The following is a 20,944-nucleotide window of genomic DNA, read 5'->3' on the forward strand; positions in this document are numbered from 1 at the left end:
CTGCCTACGTGGTGTGGACGATGAGGATGTCCACCGAGGTCTTGCGGGCCGCATCCGACGGCACCGAGCCGAGCAGGCGGCCGGTGAGCGAGTTCATGCCCTTGTTGCCCACGACCAGCAGCGCCGGCTCGGGCAGGGACTTCACCAGGTCCAGCAGCGCGTCGACCGGCTGACCCTTGATGGCCCGCTTCTCGACGTTCTGAGCGCCGGCCTTGACCGCGCGGCCCTCGGCGGTGCGCAGCATGTCGTTGACGGGATTGGCGCCCTGCAGCTGGTACGCCTCGGCGCCCAGGATGTCGGCGGCGGCGGGATCCGCCGACTCGCTCGGCAGGTAGGCGCACGCGATCACGAGCTGGGTTCCATCGCCGGACAACGCAGCAGCGCGCTCCACGGCGCGCAGCGACGACTCCGAGCCGTCGGTACCGACCACGATCGTGCTGTAGCCACTCATCGAGTTCCTCTTTCTCTAGATTTCTCTAGCGGACGTCTGCCATTGGCATACTTCTCCGACACAATAGCCCCATCCCGCCCCGGAACAGGCAGTTTGCGTCACGGAACACACGACGTGGTGCAAATCACCGAATTCGCAGGTCATTGCAACCCGGCCGCGTCCATCCCGCGCAGTTCCTTCTTGAGATCCGCGATCTCGTCCCGGATTCGGCCCGCGAGCTCGAACTGGAGCTCGCGCGCGGCGTTCATCATCTGGTCGGTGAGTTCGGAGATCAGGTCGGCGAGTTCGGCCCGCGGCATCGACGAGACGTCCTCGCCCTCGTACATGCCGGCGCTCACCGCGGACACGGCCCGCAGCTCGCCCTGCGCGCGCCGTCCGCGCGAGGCGTTGCGGCCCGAGCCGCCGATCGCCTGGTCCGTGTCGTCCGCCTCGGTGTACACCTGGTCGAGGATGTCGGCGATCTTCTTGCGCAGCGGCTTCGGATCGACGCCCATCTGCGTGTTGTAGGCGATCTGCTTCTCGCGGCGGCGCTCCGTCTCTTCGATCGCGACGCGCATCGAGTCGGTGACCTTGTCGGCGTACATGTGCACCTCGCCCGACACGTTGCGGGCCGCGCGGCCGATGGTCTGGATCAGCGAGGTGGTCGAGCGGAGGAAGCCCTCCTTGTCGGCGTCCAGGATCGCGACCAGCGACACCTCCGGCAGGTCCAGGCCCTCGCGGAGGAGGTTGATGCCCACCAGCACGTCGTACTCGCCGAGCCGGAGCTGCCGCAACAGTTCCACGCGGCGCAGCGTGTCGATGTCGCTGTGCAAGTACCGGACGCGGATCCCCGCCTCGAGCAGGTAATCGGTGAGGTCCTCCGCCATCTTCTTGGTGAGCGTGGTCACCAGCACCCGCTCGTCCCGTTCGGTGCGCTCGCGGATCTCGTGGATCAGATCGTCGATCTGGCCCTTCGTGGGCTTGATCACCACCTGCGGATCGACCAGGCCTGTAGGGCGGATCACCTGCTCCACGAACTCGCCGCCGGTCTGGCCCAGCTCGTACTGGCCCGGCGTGGCCGAGAGGTACACCGTCTGCCCGACGCGCTCGGTGAACTCCTCCCACGTGAGCGGCCGGTTGTCCACCGCCGACGGCAGCCGGAACCCGAAGTCCACCAGGTTGCGCTTGCGCGACTGGTCGCCCTCGAACATGGCACCGATCTGCGGCACCGTGACGTGCGACTCGTCGATCACCAGGAGGAAATCCTCCGGGAAGTAGTCGAGCAGCGTTGCCGGTGCGGAGCCGGCCTGCCGGCCGTCGATGTGGCGGCTGTAGTTCTCGATGCCGGAGCAGAAGCCGACCTGCCGCATCATCTCCACGTCGTACTGTGTGCGCATCCGCAGGCGCTGGGCCTCGAGCAGCTTGCCCTGCCGCTCGAACTCCGCCAGCCGCTCTTCGAGCTCGGCCTCGATCGAGTCGATCGCGCGGGCCATCCGCTCCGGCCCCGCGACGTAGTGGGTGGCCGGGAAGATCCGCAGGTTGTCGACCTGGCGCACCACGTCGCCGGTGAGCGGGTGCAGGTAGTACAGCGCCTCCACCTCGTCGCCGAAGAACTCGATCCGGATCGCGAGTTCCTCGTACGACGGGATGATCTCCACCGTGTCGCCGCGGACCCGGAAGGTCCCACGGGTGAAGGCTGTGTCGTTGCGGTTGTACTGCACGTCCACCAGCAGCCGGAGCAGCGCGTCCCGGTCCACCTCCATGCCCACGTCCAGCTGCACGGAGCGGTCGAGGTAGCTCTGCGGCGTGCCGAGGCCGTAGATGCAGGACACCGAGGCGACCACCACGACGTCCCGGCGGGACAGCAGCGACGAGGTGGCGGAGTGCCGCAGCCGCTCCACGTCGTCATTGATCGAGCTGTCCTTCTCGATGTACGTATCGGTCTGCGCGATGTACGCCTCGGGCTGGTAGTAGTCGTAGTACGAGACGAAGTACTCGACTGCGTTGTGCGGCAGCATCGCCCGCAGTTCGTTCGCGAGCTGCGCCGCGAGGGTCTTGTTCGGCGCCATGATCAGCGTGGGCCGCTGCACCTTCTCGATCAGCCAGGCCGTGGTGGCCGACTTGCCGGTACCGGTGGCGCCCAGCAGCACCACGTCCCGCTCACCCGTGTTCAGCCTGCGCTCGAGGTCCGCGATGGCCGTGGGCTGATCGCCCGCCGGCTCGTACTCGCTGACCACGGTGAACTCCGCCGAGGCCCGTTCGATCTCCCCGATGGGCCGGTGCTCGGAGTGCGCCACCACCGGTTGCTCTGCCGCGAATGCCATGTGTCCAGCGTAGGCCGACCCAGTGACAAGTTCTGGCGAGCGGCGCAGGCGCTCAGTCCCGCCGGGCGACGATCACGTCCCGGGTGATGGCACGGTCCACGCGATGCTGCAGGTCGTCGTACCCGGCCCGGAGAGCACCGTCAGGCCGGCGGCGGTGAGGAGTTCGGCGACCCGTGCCCGCGGCGCTACCCGAATGTTCCACGCCAGCCCCATCGCCCGCCGGAGCGGAGCCGTGTGGCCCAGCCGGGAAGTGCCGCTTCCAGCAGGTCGATCGGGTCGCGCACCAGGCCGCGGGGCCGCGGCTGCCGTGCTGCACCCCGTAGGGCAGGTCACCGACCACCACGTCGACGGAGCCGGGCTTCAGCAGCTGCGAGGTCACCAGGGTGTCGCCGGCGAAGCAGGTCAGCGTCTGCTTCCTCCCCGCCAGGTAATCGGCCTTCTGCGCCGCGAAGGCCGCCTCGTACTTCTTGGCGATCACCGACTTCTCGCGGCGCACCGCGGTGGTCGCGGCGGCGTGCTTGAACCGGTGGTCCTTGAGCCAGGTGGTGAAGAAGGAGCTGTAGAGCTCGAAATCCTTGGTGTCCACGTCGATCCCCACCGCGTCGAGGCCGTACATGACCGCCTGACTCAGGGTGGTGCCGCGCCCGCAGACGGGGTCGAGCACGCGCAGCGTCCCGTCGAGCACGCCGTCCGGCCGCGCGGTCGACGCCGCGGTGATGTTGAGTACGAGGCGCGTGAACTGCTCGTTCGTCTTGCCCTGGTACTTGAGAATCGTCAGCAGGTCCGAGGGGTACTTCTCGGGCGAGGGCACGGCCACGGGCCGGAGCAGCTCGCCGTCGCGCTCGAACAGCGCGTAGAACGCCGATGCCAGGCCGAGGAACGCCAGGTCCCGTTCGTCGAGCCGATCGGCGTCCAGCGCCAGGTACTGCACGCCGGCCACCGTCTCGGGTTCGACGGTGCCGATCCTCCCGTCGAGCGCGGCGCGGCCGAGCACCGTCAGCTCCGCGCGGAGCATCGTCGCCGTGGCGTCGGCGTAGACGCGGTTCGCGGCGGGGGCGGGCAGCAGCAGATAGCGGGACACCCGGGAATCCTAGCGAGACGGTCGTAGGCTGAATCCATGCGCGCGCAGGAGACCTTCGAGCTCACCGTCGACGGTGCCGCGGCACTCGGGTCCATCGGCGGGGGCTGGCTGGACCTGACGGTGCTCGACGCGGCCGAGGACGCCGTCCCCGCCCTGCTCGCCGAGGCCCGCGACCGCGCGCGCGGGCTGGACGGGCTCCTGGTCCGCACGGCGGACGAGGCGCTGTCGGCGCTGCTGCGCCGCCACGGGTTCCGGCCGTCGGGGGCGGTCGCCGGCCGGCCCCGCGGGCGCACCGAGGTCACGCTCGTGCTGCGCCTCACCGCCGACACCGCGGTCGACGACGGCGCCATCCACCCGCCGAAGCGGGAGGTCTTCGACCCGCCGGCCATGACGAACACCGACCCGAAGGGGTTCGTCCGCGAGGTGGAGGAGTTCCGCGAGACGCCGTTCGGGCTGTACCTGTTCCGCCGCGCGGACCATCCGAAGTTCGACGCGATCGAGTCCTGGCTGCTGCCGGCGTTCGACCTGCGCGCCACGATCTTCCACTTCACGCCGGGGCACGAGCGCGATCAGCGCGTGTACCTCGACATCGCGCGGGTATGGCGCGACGGGAACGCCTGGCACGCCGAGGACTGGTACCTCGACCTCGTCGAGCATCCCGGCCGGCCGATCGAGCTCATCGACGTCGACGAGCTCCTCGCCGCCTCGACGGCCGACCTGCTGAGCCACGAGGACGCCGAGCGGGCCCTGCACGCGGCGGCGCGGGCGATCGCGGGCACCGGGGCGCACGGGCACAGCGTGGACGCCTGGCTCGCCGCGGAGGGCGCGCCGGTCACCTGGCGCTGAGCGTCACCCGTCCCGCAGGCCGGGAATGCGCGACTCCGGCCGTCGAGCAGCACCTGCAGGCCCAGCTCGAAGCCTGCGTCGGGATCCCCCGGGCCGCTGTAGTGCTGCCCCACGACGCTCCCGACGCGCCCGGAGAGCGGGTACTTCCCGGGCGGCATGAGACCGGCCAGCTCCGGCCCGACGACCTCCCACCACTGCGCGTCGGTCATCGGCCGCGATGCCGCGCCGCGTGCGCCCGAGCTGCGGGCGGCCCCCGCGGCGAAGCTCTCGAGCAACACGATGAGCCAGTCGCGTTCGAGGTCGCTGATCGGCAGGTCCTCCAGGAGCGCGAGCTGCGCCTCGTACTGCCCGATCTTCCCGGGGCCCAGAACGTCTCGCCACGACGGGGCGTCGAGCAACCAGGAGTGCGCGAGATACTCGTCGCGTCGCGCGCGAACCGCGGCGGTGAGGGACTCGCGCAGCGTGGACAGGCGCGCCGCCGCCGGCTGCTCGGCCGCGACCGCATCGACCATGAGCGCCACGAGCACGTCCCGGGTCGGCACGTAGGTGTACACGCTCATCGGCCCGACCCCGAGGCGCGCGCCGAGGGCGCGCATGGTGACCGCCGGCAGGCCCTCGGCGTCGGCGAGTTCGATCGCCGACGCGACCACCTCGTCGACGGTGAGCCGCTGCTTGGGTCCCTTCCGGCGGCGGGCCGGCTCCTGCCTCTGACCGCCACAGCAGCCTAACCAGCGCGCGACCCTCGTCCTCGGGATTCATCGACATCTTTCTCCGTACTGTGTACACTGTTCGCGTACTCCATACAGCGTATCCTATTGGTCTCCGCGAAGGACGCACCCTGAGCCTCGAAGTCACGTACCTGCCCGACCTCCATCAGTTCGCCCTCTGGTCCTCCCACGATCTCGACGATCCCGCCCGCGCCACGGCGCTCCCGCTCGTCGTGTCGGTCGACGGGGCGCTCGCCGTGCGCGACGTCCGCTGCGACCTCGTCGACGTGACCGCGCTGCCGGGCGCCGCGCGGCCCTCCGCCTCACTCGCCGCGTGGTCCGCCCTGTTCCGGGGTGACGGGGCGACGCTGCCGATCGCGGCTCACGCCGAGCCGGACCCGACGGGAACGGCCGTCACCTCCGCCGCCTACGCGACCACCGCCTTCGCCGACACCGCCGCGACGGCGGCGTCCCTCGACGGCGCCCTCGACGCGAAACCGCGGCCCTACCAGGCCGCCGGCGTCGCGTGGCTGCTCCGGACCCTGCACGACCACGGCGGCGCGCTCCTCGCCGACGAGATGGGCCTCGGCAAGACGCTGCAGGCGATCGGGGCGCTCACGCGACTCGGCCCGGGGCCTCACCTCGTCGTCTGCCCCACGAGCCTCGCCACCAACTGGCGGCGCGAAATCGCCCGGTTCGCGCCCGCGCTCCTGGACGAGGTCACGATCGTCTCCTACGCCCGGCTCCGCCGCTCCGCCGGGGAGCTGGCCGAGACCCGGTGGACCGCAGCGGTCTTCGACGAGGCCCACACGTTGAAGAACCCACGCACCCAGGTCTCGCGCGCCGCCCGGGAATTGGACGCGGAGTTCCGAATCGCCCTCACCGGCACACCGATCGAGAACTCGCTCGATGACCTGTGGGCGATCCTGCGCGTGGTCACCCCACGGATGTTCCCCGTGAAGGCGGTCTTCCGCCGCCGGTTCACGCGCGCCGTCGAGGCCGGAGACGACGGCGCCCTGCGACGCCTGCGCGCCGCCGTCGCGCCGGTGATGCTGGCCCGCACCAAGGACCGCGCGGCGGGCGCGCTCCCGCCGAAGATCGTCAATCCGGTGGTGTGCGACCTCAGCGACGAGCAGGCCCGCCGCTACGACGCGGTCCTCGCCCGCGCCGCGGACGACGGCTTCGGCAGCGGACTCGAACGGCACGGTCGGCTGCTCGCGGTGCTCACCGCGCTCAAGCAGATCTGCAACCACCCGGACTCCCCGACGGTGCCGCGCCGTCGCCGGAACGCGGCCGGTCCGGCAAACTCGATGTGGCGCTGGAGATCCTCGAGGCGAACGTCGCGGCGCACCGTCCCACCCTCGTATTCACGCAGTACCGCGACACGGGCGAGATGCTCGCGGCGGCGGCATCGTCCGTGCTGGACCGGCCGGTGCCGTTCTTCCACGGTGAGATGCCGGTCGCCGAGCGGTCCGCGATCGCCGACGCGTTCCAGTCGGGCGCCGGGCCGGAAATCCTCGTGATGAGCCTCAAGGCGGGCGGCACGGGCCTCACCCTCACCCGGGCGAGCGAGGTGCTCCACTACGACCGCTGGTGGAACCCGGCTGTGGAGGCCCAGGCCACCGACCGGGCGCACCGCATCGGCCAGGACCGCCCGGTCACCGTCACCACGCTGACGACGGCGACCACGATCGAGGAGCACATCGACGAGATGCACCGCCGCAAGGCGCTTCTCGGCGTGCACGCCGACGACGGATCGATCGTGACCGAGCTGGCAGCACTCGACGACGAGCGGCTGATGGACGTCCTGCGCCGGAACCGGGAGAACTGACATGTCCACGAACCCCTTCGGATTCACCACGTGGGGCGCCGACCTCGTCCGGATCGCGGAACCGATCACGGCGCGCACACCGAACACGCACGCGCCGCGGGCGCGGAGCCTCGCCCGGAACGGCGGCGTCACACTGCAGTTCGACGGTGGCCGCGTGACCGCGCTGGTGCACAGCGGCGCGAGCGCATCGGTGGCGCACCTCGAGTTCGCCGCAATGGCTCCTGCGGTCGCGACGGCCTTGCGCGACGAGCTCGGGTCCCGCACGGAGCCCGACGATGCGATCCACGCCGCCCTGATCGCCGCCGGGCTGCGGCCCGCGCCCGTCCTCGAGGCCGCCGACTGCTCGTGCACAGCGCGCAGCACGATGTGCGTGCACGTGCTCGCCGCGGCGTACGCGCTCGCGACGCTCGTCGACCACGAGCCGGTGACCGCGCTGACGATCCAGTCGTACGGCGCCGCGGGGCCCGCGGAGGGCGCAGCGCCGGACCGTCCGACTCCGCGCTGGACTCCCTCGCCGCACTGCAGGTGCGGGACTACTACGCGCTGCCCGCCACGCCCTGAGCGGCGACGCGCACCGTCACCGCACGCCCGGGATCGGAACCCTGGAAGACCCCGGGCTCCGTTGCGGCGGGGGCGAATCCGGCGTCCGCGAGCTTGTGCGCGACGGCATCGACGGTGACGCCCTCGGCGAGCACGACGGAGGCCGCGGCACCGTCGGCCGTGACCGAGGCGGCCTCGGCGCCCAGGGTGATCCACAGCCGCCCGACGAGCCGCTCGCCGTACGCGGCATCCTCCACGTGCGGGGCGTCGGCTGCGGGCCGCTGCGCGGCGAGGTTCGCGGCGAACGGAGCGATGCGCTCCGCCCAGAGCGCGCGAACGGCGGCGCGGGTGGCGTCCTCGGTGCCGGTGTTCTCGAGCCACACGTCGGCGACGGCGCGCCGCTGCTCGTCGGTGGCCTGCGCCGCGATGCGGGCGCGGGCATCGTCCTCGGCCATCCCGCGCGCGCCGACGAGCCGGCGCACCCGCTCCTCGGCGTCGACCCAGACGATGATCACCAGGTGGAACATGGGCGCCACCTTGTTCTCCACGAGCAGCGGGATGTCCTGCACGATCACGGCGTCCGGTCCCGCGGCCTCGATCAGCTCGGCCGATCGCGCGCCCACCAGCGGATGCGTGATGGCGTTGAGCTTGGCGCGGGACTCGTCGTCGGAGAAGGCGATCGCCGCGAGGGCGGGCCGGTTGAGGCTGCCGTCCTCGGCGAGGATGCCCTCACCGAAGGCCTCGACGAGGGCAGCGAGGCCGGGCGTGCCGGGCTCGACGACCTCGCGCGCGATCTTGTCGCCGTCCACGATCACGGCGCCGAGCTCGGCGAGTTCCTTCGCCACCGTCGACTTGCCCGCGCCGATACCGCCCGTGAGTCCGATCCGCATCATGGGATCAACACTAGTGAGCGGCGCTGACCCCCGGCACGCCCGACACCTCGTCGGGTGCGTGCTCGAGCGTGCCGCGGCGCAGCTCCTTGCCGGTCGGGACATCGATCGCCACGATCGCCTTGGCCGCGGGATCGGTGACGTACGCGGTGGATCCCATGGTGAAGACCGCGGGGCGCGGCTCCTGCCAGTTCGCGTCCTCGGTCCACGGCTCGGTGACCTTCAGCTCACGGACGATCGCTCCGGTGTTCGGGTCGAGGGTGCGCAGCACGCCGTCGGTACCGAGGACCGGCCTCGCCGAACTGGCCGCGGGCGAGCGAGCGGAAGCTGTACGAGGCCGGCAGGTCCACCAGCTTGACAGTGCCGGTCCGCGTGTCGATCAGGCTCACGCGGGTGGGACGCTCCGGCTTGGCCTCCTTGTCCACCTTGTAGTCGCCCAGGACCACCGCGTGGGCCTCGGTGGCGGCGACGTTGCCGGTCCGCGCGTAGCCGGGCGTCGGGGCGGCGGTCTTGATGATCTCGTTGCCGCGCACGATGAGCACACCGTCCTCGCAGCCGAACAGCACCGCGCCGCCCTCCGCCGCACCCTCCCCGTGCACGCCCGGGCACTGCTCGTTGCGCGCGATCTCCTTGCGATCCTTGTCGAGGATCGCGACGCCGGTGCGGGTCTTCTCGTCGCCGAGGGTGATCAGCATGGACCCGTCGGCCCGCTCGACCGCGACGCCGTGGTGCGCCTTCGGAGCGGTGTAGGTGGCGCGCGGCGCGTCCTTCTCGCCGACCTGCGCCGAGGCGAACGAGGTGACCGTGCCCGTGCCGTCGGAGAACAGTACCGTCCGGCCGTCGTGCCGTACGACGTGGCCCGGCTCGGGCGCCTCGATCCGGATGTCGGTCCGACGGGGCGCCGCCGAGTAGAAGTGCTGGTGGTCGCCGTGCGGCACCGACCAGGCTCCGAGGTCGATCAGGCGGAACCCGTCCCCCTCGGACAGGTAGACGTGCCGACCGTCGCCCGCGGGGTTCACCCGGAGGTAGCCCTCGCCGGGGAAGTCGGCGATCTCGGTGAGCGTCGCGGCGTCGAGCACCTGCACGCCGCCCTCGTAGGTCAGGGCGAGCCGGGCCGCGGCGCGGCGCTCCTCGGTGGCCCCACCCGGCTTCTCGGCGCCGTCGCCGGTGTGAGCGTGGCCCTCGTGGCCGGAGGAGGCCGACGGTGCCGTGGTCACGTCGGAGCTGCCGCATCCGGCCACGAGTAGAGCGGCGGCGAGGAGCGGGACTGTCATGCGAAGGCGAGTGGACATGACGGAATTACTAATCGATCATGAAAATCATTGTCAAAGTGCTGCATGTCCATGCGTGCATGTGAGCCGTCTGGGATGATCGCGGTCATGCCCCTCGTCGCCGGTATCGACTCTTCCACCCAGTCATGCAAGGTCGTTGTGTGCGACGCGGATTCGGGTGAGGTCGTGCGTTCCGGATCCGCTCCGCACCCGCCGGGCACCGAGGTGGCCCCCGCCGCGTGGCTCGACGCGTTCGCCGTGGCGGCGCGGGCCGCGGGCGGCCTCGACGACGTGGCCGCCGCCGCGGTGGGCGCGCAGCAGCACGGCATGGTGTGCCTGGACCGCGACGGCTCCGTGGTGCGGGACGCCCTGCTGTGGAACGACACCCGGTCGGCCGCCGCCGCGGAGCAGCTCATCGCGGACCTCGGCGGACCGGACCGGTGGGCCGACGCGGTGGGCGTCGTCCCGGTCGCCGCCGTTACCGCCGCGAAGCTGCGCTGGCTCGCCGACGCGGAGCCCGCGCGCGCGGACGCGACGGCCGCGGTCTGCCTCCCGCACGACTGGCTGACGTGGCGGCTCGGCGGGGGCGGGATAGGCACCCTCGCGACGGATCGCTCGGACGCCTCCGGCACCGGCTACTTCAGCGCCGCGACCGGCGAATACCGCACGGACCTCCTCGAACTCGCACTGCGCGGGCGGAGGCCCGCCCTCCCCCGCGTGCTCGGCCCCGCGGAGTCGACACCGGTGGTCACCGACGACGGCCCGCTCCGCCGCGGAACGCTGCTCGGCGCCGGCGCGGGCGACAACGCCGGCGCCGCGCTGGGGCTCGACGCCCGGCCCGGGGACTGCATCGTCTCCCTCGGGACGTCGGGCGTGGTCAGTGCGGTCACGGCGACGGCCCCGCGGGACCCGTCGGGCATCGTCGCCGGGTTCGCCGACGCGACGGGGCACCAGCTGCCGCTGGTCTGCACCCTCAACGGCGCCCCGGTGCTGGCGGCGACCGCGCGGATGCTCGGGGCCGGCCTCGACGAGTTCGCGCGGCTCGCGCTGGCCGCGCCGCCCGGCGCCGACGGCCTGGTCCTGGTCCCGTTCTTCGCCGGGGAGCGCTCCCCCAACCTGCCGAGCGCCACCGGCTCCCTGCAGGGCGTGACCGGCACGAACCTCACGCGGGAGAACATCGCCCGCGCCGCCGTCGAGGGCCTGCTCTGCTCGCTGCAGTTCTGCCTCGACGCGATCGCCGACCAGGGCACGGCCGTCGAGCGGATCCTCGTCGTGGGCGGCGGTGGCCGCTCCGGCGCGGTGCGCGCCATCGCACCCGCGATCTTCGGCCGCGCCGTCGACTTCCCCGCCGACGGCGAGTACGTCGCCCGCGGCGCGGCGCGGCAGGCGGCGTGGGCGCGCACGGACAGCGGAACGCCGCCCGAGTGGTCGCGCCCCGGCGCCGAATCCCGCACCGCCGAACCCGCCCCGGAGGTCTACGCCCGCTATCGCGAGGCCGCCGCGCTGGTGCTCGGCCGCGCCTGAACCGCGGAACCTACCGGGCGAGCAGGTCCCGCAGTACGGCGCGGGCGCCCACCTCGCGCAGCGCGGTCAGCGCCGAGAGGTAGGGCTCGGTGAACCCGGGGCGGACGGCGAGATCGCCGAAGAGGTCCGGCGCCGTCACGAAGGCGAGCGGCTCGGCCCTGGACCGCAGGGCCCGCGCCGTGAGGGCGTCCGCCTCGCGGTCGTTCTGCTCGATCGCGGCGCCCGCATCGTCGAATCCCTCGCAGCCGCGCGTCCAGGCCGCGACGACGGCGGCGGCGAGGGCGCCGCGGCCCCGGCGTCGAGACGTGAGACGATGACGGGCACAAGCCATTTCGGTATGCGATCGGAGGCGTCCTGGCACAGCCGCGCAACGGTGTCGGCAATCGCGGGGTTGGAGAACCGGTCGAGCAGGGTGTCGATGTAGTCGTCCAGGTCGATGCCGGGGACGGGGCGCAGCGTGGGCCGCCCCTCCTCCTGCATGTACCGCCGGAGCAGTTCCCGCACGTCCGGGTCGGCGGCGGCGTCGTGGACGTACTCGTAGCCCAGCAGGCGGGCGAAGTGCCCCAGGGCCTGATGCCCCGCGTTGAGCAGGCGCAGCTTCATGAGCTCGTACGGCGCGACGTCGTCGACCACCTGCACGCCGGCGTCCTCGAACCGCGGGCGGCCCGCGCCGAAGGCGTCCTCGAGCACCCACTGGGTGTAGGGCTCGGCGACCACGGGCCAGCGGTCGTCGACGCCCGCGCGCTCGGCGACCTCCTCCCGCAGCGACGCGGGTGTGGCCGGCGTGATCCGGTCTACCATCGAGTTCGGGAAGCGCACGTGCTCGGCGATCCACTCGGCGAGAGCGGGATCCGCCAGCCGGGCGAAGGCGCTGAAGGTGCGCTGCGCGACGTGCCCGTTGCCCTCGATGTTGTCGCAGGACATGACCGTGAAAGCGGGGACGCCGCGGTCGCGCCGCCGGCGCAGGGCCTCGGTGACGTAGCCGAAGACGGTGCGGGGCGCCGCGCCCGACTCCAGGTCGTGCCGGACATCCGGGTTGTCGGCGTCGAACTCGCCCGTGGTCGCGGAGAAGTTGTACCCGCCCTCGGTGATGGTGAGCGAGACGATGCGCGTCTCCGGCGCCGCGAGCTGCTCGAGCACCGTCTCGGGATCGTCGGGGGCGTACAGGTAGTCGACGATCGCCCCGACGACGGAGGTCTCCACGGCACCGTCGGGATGCTTGAGGGTGAGCGTGTAGAGCCCGCCCTGCGGGACGAGCGCGTCGCGCATCGCGGCGTCGGCGGGCCGGAGTCCGACGCCGCGGATGCCCCAGCCCGCGGCATCGCCACCGGCGCCGAGCAGCCGGTCGACGTAAACGGCCTGGTGGGCGCGGTGGAAGCCGCCGACGCCGAAGTGGACGATGCCGGGCCGCACCGCGGCGCGGTCGTAGGCGGGCACGGTGGCGCCCGTGACCGCGGGGAGGGCGGCCGGGGTCAGGTCGATCGGTGCGCTCATCACTGCTCCTGGGTGTGCGGTTCGGTGCCGGTGCGGCCGGGATGGACGACGGCCTTGATACTGCCCGGGGCTTGGTCGGCGTTCAGCGCCTCGTCGGCCCGCTCCAGCGGGAAGCGCCCGGTCACCATCCCGTCGAGGTCGACGCGACCACTCGCCGCGAGCGCGATCGCCGTCGGCCAGGTGTTCGCGTAGCGGAAGACGCCCGTGAGGATCATCTCGCGCGCCTGGATCAGCGACACGGGGAGCTCGAGTTCGTCGGCGCTCATGCCCACCAAGACGATCCGGCCGCCGGGGCGGACGGCGGGGATGCCCGCGCGGATCGCGGGCGGCGCCCCGGACGCGTCGATGAAGGCGTCGAATCCGTCCCCCACGGCGGGCGCGTCCACCCCCGGGTCGACGGTGCGCGTGGCACCGAAGCGCTCGGCCGCCGCGCGCCGCGCGGGATCGGGGTCGGTCGCCACGATCCGCGTGAGCCCCGAGGCTCGCGCGACCTGCGCGCAGAGCAGGCCGATAGGCCCGGCGCCGGCGATGAGCACCGATCCGCCGAGGCCGACGGCCGCCTTCCGCAGCGCGGCGATCCCGACGGAGAGCGGCTCGAACAGCGCCGCGGCCTCGTCGGACACCGAGTCCGGGACCGCGTGCGCGAACGCCGATCCGATGGTCACGTATTCGGCCAGCGCTCCGTCGACCGGCGGGGTGGCGTAGAACCGCATGGCCGGGCAGAGGTTGTACTCGCCGCGGAGGGTCTCCTGGCTGTGCGGGTCGGGGCGCTGCGGCTCGATGGAGACGCGCTCCCCGATCCGCTCGGCGGGGACGCCCTCGCCGACCGCCACGATCCGCCCGGACGCCTCGTGCCCGAGCACGATCGGGTCGGTCACCACGAACTCGCCGATCCGTCCGTGGCGCAGGTAGTGGGTATCGGAGCCGCACACGCCGACGGCCGCGACCTCGACCAGCACGTCGCCGGGGTCGGGTGCCGGGACGGGCCTCGATTCGACGGCCATCCGTCCCCCGGGGTGCAGCACGCTGGCGCGCATTTCCTTCAAAACTGTTGCCTGGATCACACCACCGATGTTAGCGTAGTGAGCAGAATCACCGCTAGTGAGCATTTGCTCACACTATCGACGGAGCATCGGGTGACATCACCGCAGCGCACTTCCGGGAACCCGGCCACGATCTGCGCCTGCTGGTGCGCGCGGCCACGATGTACCACCTCGAGGGGCTCACCCAGGCGCAGATCGCCGAGCGGCTGGGTGTCTCCCGTCCCACCGCCGGCCGGCTCGTCGCCCGGGCCCGCGCGCAGGGGCTCGTCACCGTGACGGTCGCCGCGCCCGCGCACCTCGCGGACTCCATCCACCCGGATCTCGAGCGCGATCTGGAGGCGGCCTTCGGGCTCACCGAGGCGATGATCATCGACGAGGACGCCGACGGGACGCCGTCGGGCGACGCGGCGCTGGGCCGCGCGGGCTCCTCGCTGCTGGCCCGTCGCCTGCAGCCGACGGACACCTTCGGGTTCACCTGGGGGCCCGAGCAGGTGGCCGTCGCGGACGCACTCGGCGGCGCCGCGGCCTGCGCCCGCGTCGTGCAGATGGACGGCTCGATGACCTCCGTCGAGTACCACACCGGCGTCGACCACGCCCTTGCGCGCTTCTCCGAGCGCCTCGGCGCCCGGCCCGTCCGCCTCGTGGCACCGCTGTTCGCGGACCCGGACACCGTGCGGGCCCTGGAGCGCGATTCCATCGTCTCGCAGGCGCTCGCGGCCGCCCGCTCCGCGGAGGTGATGCTCTTCGGCGTCGGGTCGGTCTCCACCTCGACGACCCTCTTCGAGGGTGCGTACATCGACACCGAGGTCCTCGGCGAGCTGCGCGACCTCGGGGCCGTCGGCGAGATCGGCGGCCGGTTCTACGGGATCGACGGTGCGCCCGTCGTCTCGTCGCTCGTCGAACGCACCGTCTCGGTACCGCTGGAGGACATCCGGCGTTGCCCCACAGCAATTCTCACCTCCGGCGGGGAGCACCGCCGGGAATCGATCCTGGGCGCCCTGCGCGGCGGCTTCGCGACCGCTCTGGTCACGGACCGAACCACTGCGCAGTGGCTGCTCACCGAACAGAAGGGATGACCGTGATCCGCAGATCCGTAAGACGCCATATCACGGCCGCGGGCGGCCTGGTCGCCGCAACGGCGCTGCTCGCCGGCTGCTCCGGCGCAGGTGTGTTCACCGACGGGGGCGATTCCGCCGTCACCGTCGCGATGGTGTCGAACTCGCAGATGACGGACGCGGTGGGCCTGGCCCCCGAGTTCGAACGCGCCAACCCCGGCGTGAAACTCAAGTTCGTCACGCTCTCGGAGAACGAGGCGCGCGCCAAGATCACCGCCTCGGTCTCCACCGGCGGCGGCGAGTTCGACGTGGTGATGATCAGCAACTACGAGACCCGGATGTGGGCACAGAACGGCTGGCTCACCGACCTGTCCACCTTCATGGACCGTGACCCGTCGTACGACCCGGGCGATTTCATTCCCACGCTGCGTGAGGCGCTCTCGTACCAGGGCCGGATGTACTCCGTCCCGTTCTACGGCGAGTCGTCCTTCCTCATGTACAACAAGCAGATGTTCGCGCAGGCGGGCATCAGCCTGCCCGCGGAGCCGACGTGGCCGAGGTCGCCGAGGCGGCCCGCAAGCTGCACTCGCGCGACGTCGCGGGAATCTGCCTGCGCGGCAAGCCCGGGTGGGGCGAGGTGCTGGCCCCGCTCAACACGGTGATCAACGCCTTCGGCGGCCGCTGGTTCGACGAGCAGTGGAACCCGCAGTTCGACTCCCCCGAAGTGCGCGACGCGGTGAAGTTCTACGTCGACACGGTGCGGGACTACGGCGAGGCGGGCGCCGCGTCGACCGGCTTCCAGGAATGCGGAAACCTGTTGGCGCAGGGGCAGGCCGCGATGTGGTACGACTCCACCGCCGCCGTCTCCTCACTGGAGAGCCCCGAGACCTCGAAGATCGCCGGGCAGGTCGGCTACCTCCCCGCGCCGAAGATGGCCAAGTCCGGCAACGGCTGGCTCTACACCTGGTCGCTCGGCATTCCGGCGAAGAGCGAACGGGCCTCGGACGCGTGGAAGTTCGTCTCCTGGATGACGAGCAAGCAGTACATCGCGCACGTCGCCGACGAGCTGGGACCGAGCCGGGTCCCGCCGGGCAGCAGGCTCTCGACCTACGAGCTGCCCGCCTACAAGGAGCTGTCGTCGACCTTCGCCCAGCAGACGCTCGACTCGATGCTCGCGGCCGATCAGTCGAAACCCACGCTGAAGCCGGTGCCGTACACCGGCATCCAGTTCCTCGCCATCCCCGAGTTCCAGGACCTCGGCACGCGGGTCAGCCAGCAGATCAGCGCCGCGATCGCCGGGCAGATCTCCGTCGACGACGCGCTGGCCCAGTCGCAGAAGTATGCCGAGGTGGTCGGGAAGAGCTACCGCGAGAGCCAGGACCGGACGGGAGCAGCACGATGACCACGACCAGTTCGCCGACTGCACAAGGGTCGGCCACCCCCTGCGCTCCAAGCGCGACCGGATCACCCGCGCCGAGGCGTGGCGGCGACGCGGGCCGCTGCTGCCCGCGCTGATCTTCATGGTCGTCGTCACGCAGATCCCGTTCCTGGTGACGCTGTACTACTCCACGCAGTCGTGGAACCTGGTGCGACCCGGATCGCGGAAGTTCAACTGGCTGGGCAATTACGTCGAGGTCTTCCGGGACACCCAGTTCTGGACGGTCACGCTCAACACCGTGCTGCTCATCGTCGGCACCGTCGTGCTGTCCGTGATCCTCGGCCTGATCCTCGCGCTGCTGCTGGACCGGAAGTTCCTGGGACGCGGAGTGGTTCGCACGCTGCTCATCACCCCGTTCCTGGTCACACCCGTCGCGGCCGCGCTGCTGTGGAAGACGAGCCTGCTCTCCCCCACCAACGGACTGCTCGCGTGGGTGCTCAGTCCGCTCGGCATCCACGTCGACTGGCTCAGCGAGTACCCGCTCGCCTCCGTCGTCGCCGAGCTCGTCTGGCAGTGGACCCCGTTCATGATGCTGCTCATCCTCGCGGGCCTGCAGTCCATGCCCCGGGACGTGCAGGAGGCCGCGCGGGTCGACGGTGCCACCAGCGTGCGGCTGTTCCGCGAGCTCACGCTGCCGCACCTGCGGCGCTTCATCGAGCTGGGCGCGGTCCTGGGCGCGATCTACCTGGTGAACACCTTCGACGCGGTCTACATGATGACCTCGGGCGGGCCGGGCGTCGCCAGCTCCAACCTGCCCTTCTACATCTATCAGCGTGCCTTCCTCGGCTTCGACATCGGCCAGGCCGCGGCCATGGGCGTCGTCACCGTGATCGGCACGATCGTCGTCGCGACGCTCGCGATCCGCCTGATCTTCAAGAGCTTCGGCGCCGGAGAGGAAGCAGCCTGATGTCCACCACCATCGTTCCCCGTCGCCGGCGGGATCCCAAGGGCGGGGCGCTCACCGCGCTCACCTGGATCATCGCGATCGGTTTCTTCTTCCCCGTGCTCTGGATGGTGCTCACGGCGTTCAAGCAGGAGAGCGACGCGGCGACGCGGCCGCCGACCCTGTTCTTCGTGCCCACCCTGGATCAGTTCACGGCCGTCTTCGACTCCGGCATCGCAGTCCCCCTGCTCAATTCCGTGTTCGCGACGGTCGTCTCGACCACGCTCGTGCTGGTGCTCGGGGTGCCGGCGGCGTTCGCCCTCTCGCTCCGGCCGGTCCGCAAGACGCAGGACGCGCTGTTCTTCTTCATCAGCACCAAGATGCTGCCGATCGTGGCGGCGATCATCCCGCTGTACGTGATCGTCGGGCGGATCGGGATGCTCGACAACATCTGGACGCTGGTGATCCTCTACACGGCGATGAACCTGCCGATCGCCGTGTGGATGATGCGATCGTTCTTCCTCGAGGTCCCCAGCGAGTTGCTCGAGGCCGCGGGCATGGACGGCGCGGGTCTGTGGACGTCGGTCCGCGAGGTGATCCTCCCGATCATCTCCCCCGGCATCGCCGCCACCGCGCTGATCTGCGTCATCTTCTCGTGGAACGAGTTCTTCTTCGCGGTGAACCTCACCGCGGTCAACGCCCAGACCATGCCGGTGGCCCTCACCGGGTTCATGTCCGGGCAGGGCCTGTTCTGGGCCAAGCTGTCCGCCGCCTCCGTGCTGGCCGCCCTCCCCGTGGTCATCTGCGGGTGGATCGCCCAGAACAAGCTGGTCCGCGGCCTGTCCTTCGGCGCCATCAAGTAGCCGCAACCCCTTCGACCCCTCGCACAGTCCCAGGAGGACCCCATGGCTTCCATCACGTACGACAAGGCGTGCTGCGTCTACCCCGGCGCCGAGACCCTCGCCGTCGACTCGCTCGACCTCGACATCGCCGACGGCGAATTCGTCGTCCTGGTCGGGCCGTCCGGCTCCGGCAAGTCGACCGCGCTGCGCATGCTCGCCGGCCTGGAGGAGATCGACTCCGGGGCCATCTCCATCGGGGGCCGCAGCATGGTGGGCGTCGCGCCCAAGGACCGCGACATCGCGATGGTCTTCCAGAACTACGCGTTGTACCCGAACAAGACGGTCGGCGAGAACATGGGCTTCGCGCTCAAGATGCGCGGCGTCCCGCTCGACGAGCGCAAGCAGAAGGTCGCCGAGGCCGCGAAGCTGCTCGACCTCACGGAGTACCTCGACCGCAAGCCGGCGCGGCTGTCCGGCGGGCAGCGGCAACGCGTGGCCATGGGCCGCGCGATCGTCCGCGAGCCCCAGGTCTTCTGCATGGACGAGCCGTTGTCGAACCTCGACGCCAAGCTGCGGGTGCAGACCCGCACGCAGATCGCCGCGCTGCAGCGACGCCTGGGCACGACCACGGTGTACGTGACCCATGACCAGGTGGAAGCGATGACGATGGGCGACCGCGTGGCGGTGCTGAAGTTCGGCGTGCTGCAGCAGTTCGCGACACCCGCCGAGCTCTACGACCGACCCCGCAACGCCTTCGTGGCCGGCTTCATCGGCTCGCCGGCGATGAATCTCTTCACGGCGCCCGTCCGCGACGGCGCGATCGCGGTCGCCGGCGGCACCGTCGACCTGGACGCCGACGCGCAGGCGGCCCTGCGCACCTCCGGCCTGGATCGCGTCACCGTCGGGATCCGGCCCGAGAGCCTCGGTCTCGCCGGGCCGGACGCGGGGGTGGCGGGCACCGTCGCGATCAAGGAGGACCTCGGCAGCGACACCTTCGTGTACGCGCGGGTCGAGGACCCCGACGTGACCGGTGTCGACGGCGCCCCGGTGACACTGGTGTCGCGGTGCCCTCGGCGCACCCCGGCCCGCATCGGCGACGGGGTGCGGCTTGCTCAGGTCGAGCCGGCCGTGCACCTGTTCCACCCCGACACGGGCGACCGCCTCAATTAGGAGTCCGGAAACGGAACGCCCCGCACCCTCGAGAGGGTGCGGGGCGTTCCCGGCTGAGCGGTGAAGCGGATCAGGCGTTGCCCGACAGCTTCTCGCGGAGAGCGGCGAGCTGCGCATCGCTGGCCAGCGAACCGCCGGTGCTCTGCGGAGCGTCGTTGCCGCCACGGTCGGCGGACTCGCTCGAGTAGTTCGCGCCACCCGCGGCGGGACCGCCGGCAGCGGCCTCGGCGGCCTCGTCGGCGGCGAACTTCTCCATCTGCGCGGTGTGCATCTTGTGGCGACGCTCCGCCTCGGCGTAGCGACCCTCCCACTCCTCGCGCTGCTTGTCGAAGCCCTCGAGCCACTCGTTGGTCTCGGGATCGAAGCCCTCGGGGAAGATGTACTCGCCGTTCTCGTCGTAGCTGTCGGCCATGCCGTACTTCGACGGGTCGAACTCCTCGGTGTAGTCCTCGTTGGCCTGCTTGAGGCTCAGCGAGATACGCCGACGCTCGAGATCGATGTCGATGACCTTGACCATCGCATCGTCGCCGACCGAGACGACCTGGTCCGGGACCTCGACGTGGCGCTCGGCCAGCTCCGAGATGTGGACGAGGCCCTCGATGCCCTCCTCGACGCGCACGAACGCGCCGAACGGGACGAGCTTGGTGACCTTGCCGGGCACGATCTGGCCGATGGCGTGGGTCCGGGCGAACTGGCGCCACGGATCCTCCTGGGTCGCCTTGAGCGACAGCGAGACACGCTCGCGGTCCAGGTCGACGTCGAGGACCTCGACGGTGACCTCGTCGCCCACGGTGACCACCTCGGACGGGTGATCGATGTGCTTCCAGGACAGCTCGGAGACGTGCACCAGGCCGTCGACGCCGCCCAGGTCCACGAAGGCACCGAAGTTGACGATGGAGGACACGACGCCCTTGCGGACCTGGCCCTTCTGCAGCTGGTGCAGGAACTCGCTGCGGACCTCGGACTGGGTCTGCTCGAGCCACGCACGGCGCGACAGGACCACGTTGTTGCGGTTCTTGTCGAGCTCGATGATCTTCGCCTCGATCTCCTTGCCGATGTACGGCTGGAGGTCGCGCACGCGACGCATCTCGACCAGCGAGGCCGGGAGGAAGCCGCGGAGGCCGATGTCCAGGATGAGACCACCCTTGACCACCTCGATGACGGTGCCCTTGACGGCCTCGTCCTTCTCCTTGAGCTCCTCGATCGTGCCCCAGGCGCGCTCGTACTGCGCACGCTTCTTGGACAGGATCAGGCGGCCTTCCTTGTCCTCCTTGGTGAGGACGAGGGCCTCGACCGCGTCGCCGACGTTGACGACCTCGGACGGGTCGACGTCGTGCTTGATGCTCAGCTCGCGGGAGGGGATGACGCCTTCGGTCTTGTAACCGATGTCGAGGAGGACCTCGTCACGGTCGACCTTGACGATGGTGCCCTCGACGATGTCGCCATCGTTGAAGTACTTGATCGTCGCGTCGATCGCAGCGAGGAAGTCCTCCGCGGTGCCGATGTCGTTGACGGCGACCTGCGGGGACGTAACAGTAGTGGTGGGCATTGGGTAAGTTGCTCCGGACAAGGTGC

15 protein-coding genes and 5 pseudogenes are annotated in these 20,944 nt (G+C 71.0%); 10 read left to right on the plus strand and 10 right to left on the minus strand.

The features are described from left to right. Nucleotides 1-4: 4 nt before the first annotated feature. The 3 genes from MTP03_RS12570 to MTP03_RS12580 form a co-directional block, all read right to left on the minus strand. The gene (locus tag MTP03_RS12570; RefSeq protein WP_248488589.1) at nucleotides 5-451 is read right to left on the minus strand and encodes a universal stress protein; all 447 of its coding nucleotides are present in this window, start codon (nucleotides 449-451) and stop codon (nucleotides 5-7) included. Between the two features lie 140 nt (nucleotides 452-591). Beyond that, the gene (gene uvrB, locus MTP03_RS12575; RefSeq protein WP_248488590.1) at nucleotides 592-2,754 is read right to left on the minus strand and encodes an excinuclease ABC subunit UvrB; all 2,163 of its coding nucleotides are present in this window, start codon (nucleotides 2,752-2,754) and stop codon (nucleotides 592-594) included. 52 nt (nucleotides 2,755-2,806) lie between these two features. Further along, a complete protein-coding gene (locus MTP03_RS12580) occupies nucleotides 2,807-3,835 on the minus strand; it encodes an SAM-dependent methyltransferase (RefSeq protein WP_248488591.1) in 1,029 nt (342 codons plus the stop codon). A 36-nt stretch (nucleotides 3,836-3,871) separates the two neighbouring features. On the opposite strand from MTP03_RS12580, the gene MTP03_RS23775 reads away from it, so the two are divergent. Then, on the plus strand, nucleotides 3,872-4,681 hold the full coding sequence (locus MTP03_RS23775; RefSeq protein WP_371820753.1) for a DUF402 domain-containing protein: 810 nt from the start codon (nucleotides 3,872-3,874) through the stop codon (nucleotides 4,679-4,681). Between the two features lie 98 nt (nucleotides 4,682-4,779). Here MTP03_RS23775 and MTP03_RS12590 read toward each other — a convergent pair. After that, nucleotides 4,780-5,277, minus strand: a pseudogene (locus MTP03_RS12590) (TetR/AcrR family transcriptional regulator C-terminal domain-containing protein); the annotation flags it as partial. A gap of 398 nt (nucleotides 5,278-5,675) precedes the next feature. Between MTP03_RS12590 and MTP03_RS12595 the strand changes: the two are divergent. From MTP03_RS12595 to MTP03_RS12605, 3 genes and pseudogenes are all read left to right on the plus strand, one after another. Beyond that, a pseudogene (locus MTP03_RS12595) lies at nucleotides 5,676-6,587 on the plus strand (DEAD/DEAH box helicase); the annotation flags it as partial. Between the two features lie 113 nt (nucleotides 6,588-6,700). After that, entirely contained in the window at nucleotides 6,701-7,219 is a 519-nt protein-coding gene (locus MTP03_RS12600; protein WP_248488592.1) for a helicase-related protein, read from the plus strand. Nucleotides 7,220-7,433: 214 nt separating this feature from the next. After that, a pseudogene (locus MTP03_RS12605) lies at nucleotides 7,434-7,586 on the plus strand (hypothetical protein); the annotation flags it as partial. Nucleotides 7,587-7,755: 169 nt separating this feature from the next. Here the strand turns inward: MTP03_RS12605 and coaE are convergent. Genes coaE through MTP03_RS12620 form a run of 3 tightly spaced genes read right to left on the minus strand, consistent with a single transcriptional unit; the run spans nucleotide 7,756 to nucleotide 9,923 of the window. Continuing rightward, nucleotides 7,756-8,652, minus strand: a complete 897-nt coding sequence (coaE, locus tag MTP03_RS12610; protein WP_248488593.1) for a dephospho-CoA kinase — start codon at nucleotides 8,650-8,652, stop codon at nucleotides 7,756-7,758. A 10-nt stretch (nucleotides 8,653-8,662) separates the two neighbouring features. Beyond that, on the minus strand, nucleotides 8,663-8,920 hold the full coding sequence (locus MTP03_RS12615; protein WP_248488594.1) for a hypothetical protein: 258 nt from the start codon (nucleotides 8,918-8,920) through the stop codon (nucleotides 8,663-8,665). Next, on the minus strand, nucleotides 8,877-9,923 hold the full coding sequence (locus tag MTP03_RS12620) for a hypothetical protein (RefSeq protein ID WP_248488595.1): 1,047 nt from the start codon (nucleotides 9,921-9,923) through the stop codon (nucleotides 8,877-8,879). The genes MTP03_RS12615 and MTP03_RS12620 overlap by 44 nt, the downstream gene beginning before the upstream one ends. Nucleotides 9,924-10,028: 105 nt before the next feature. On the opposite strand from MTP03_RS12620, the gene MTP03_RS12625 reads away from it, so the two are divergent. After that, nucleotides 10,029-11,444, plus strand: coding sequence for an FGGY family carbohydrate kinase (locus MTP03_RS12625; RefSeq protein ID WP_248488596.1), 1,416 nt, complete (start codon nucleotides 10,029-10,031; stop codon nucleotides 11,442-11,444). A 10-nt stretch (nucleotides 11,445-11,454) separates the two neighbouring features. Here MTP03_RS12625 and MTP03_RS12630 read toward each other — a convergent pair. Beyond that, a pseudogene (locus tag MTP03_RS12630) lies at nucleotides 11,455-12,938 on the minus strand (mannitol dehydrogenase family protein). Beyond that, nucleotides 12,938-13,975, minus strand: a complete 1,038-nt coding sequence (locus MTP03_RS12635) for an NAD(P)-dependent alcohol dehydrogenase (protein ID WP_248488597.1) — start codon at nucleotides 13,973-13,975, stop codon at nucleotides 12,938-12,940. Before MTP03_RS12635 ends, MTP03_RS12630 begins: the two are co-directional and overlap by 1 nt. 83 nt (nucleotides 13,976-14,058) lie before the next feature. On the opposite strand from MTP03_RS12635, the gene MTP03_RS12640 reads away from it, so the two are divergent. The 5 genes and pseudogenes from MTP03_RS12640 (at nucleotide 14,059) to MTP03_RS12660 (ending at nucleotide 19,369) form a co-directional block, all read left to right on the plus strand. Next, nucleotides 14,059-15,057, plus strand: coding sequence for a sugar-binding transcriptional regulator (locus tag MTP03_RS12640; protein ID WP_248492151.1), 999 nt, complete (start codon nucleotides 14,059-14,061; stop codon nucleotides 15,055-15,057). Further along, nucleotides 15,054-16,438, plus strand: a pseudogene (locus MTP03_RS12645) (sugar ABC transporter substrate-binding protein). Before MTP03_RS12640 ends, MTP03_RS12645 begins: the two are co-directional and overlap by 4 nt. Beyond that, nucleotides 16,377-17,381 (plus strand): carbohydrate ABC transporter permease, encoded by a 1,005-nt coding sequence (locus MTP03_RS12650; RefSeq protein ID WP_248488598.1) that lies wholly within the window; start codon nucleotides 16,377-16,379, stop codon nucleotides 17,379-17,381. The pseudogene MTP03_RS12645 and the gene MTP03_RS12650 overlap by 62 nt, the downstream one beginning before the upstream one ends. Beyond that, nucleotides 17,381-18,220, plus strand: a complete 840-nt coding sequence (locus tag MTP03_RS12655; protein WP_248488599.1) for a carbohydrate ABC transporter permease — start codon at nucleotides 17,381-17,383, stop codon at nucleotides 18,218-18,220. The genes MTP03_RS12650 and MTP03_RS12655 overlap by 1 nt, the downstream gene beginning before the upstream one ends. Nucleotides 18,221-18,262: 42 nt before the next feature. Beyond that, a complete protein-coding gene (locus MTP03_RS12660) occupies nucleotides 18,263-19,369 on the plus strand; it encodes an ABC transporter ATP-binding protein (RefSeq protein ID WP_248488600.1) in 1,107 nt (368 codons plus the stop codon). Nucleotides 19,370-19,439: 70 nt separating this feature from the next. Here MTP03_RS12660 and rpsA read toward each other — a convergent pair whose 3' ends face one another. Further along, entirely contained in the window at nucleotides 19,440-20,918 is a 1,479-nt protein-coding gene (rpsA, locus tag MTP03_RS12665) for a 30S ribosomal protein S1 (protein WP_248488601.1), read from the minus strand. Nucleotides 20,919-20,944: the final 26 nt, after the last annotated feature.

The organism is Tsukamurella sp. PLM1, from assembly GCF_023168325.1.
Lineage (GTDB): Bacteria > Actinomycetota > Actinomycetes > Mycobacteriales > Mycobacteriaceae > Tsukamurella.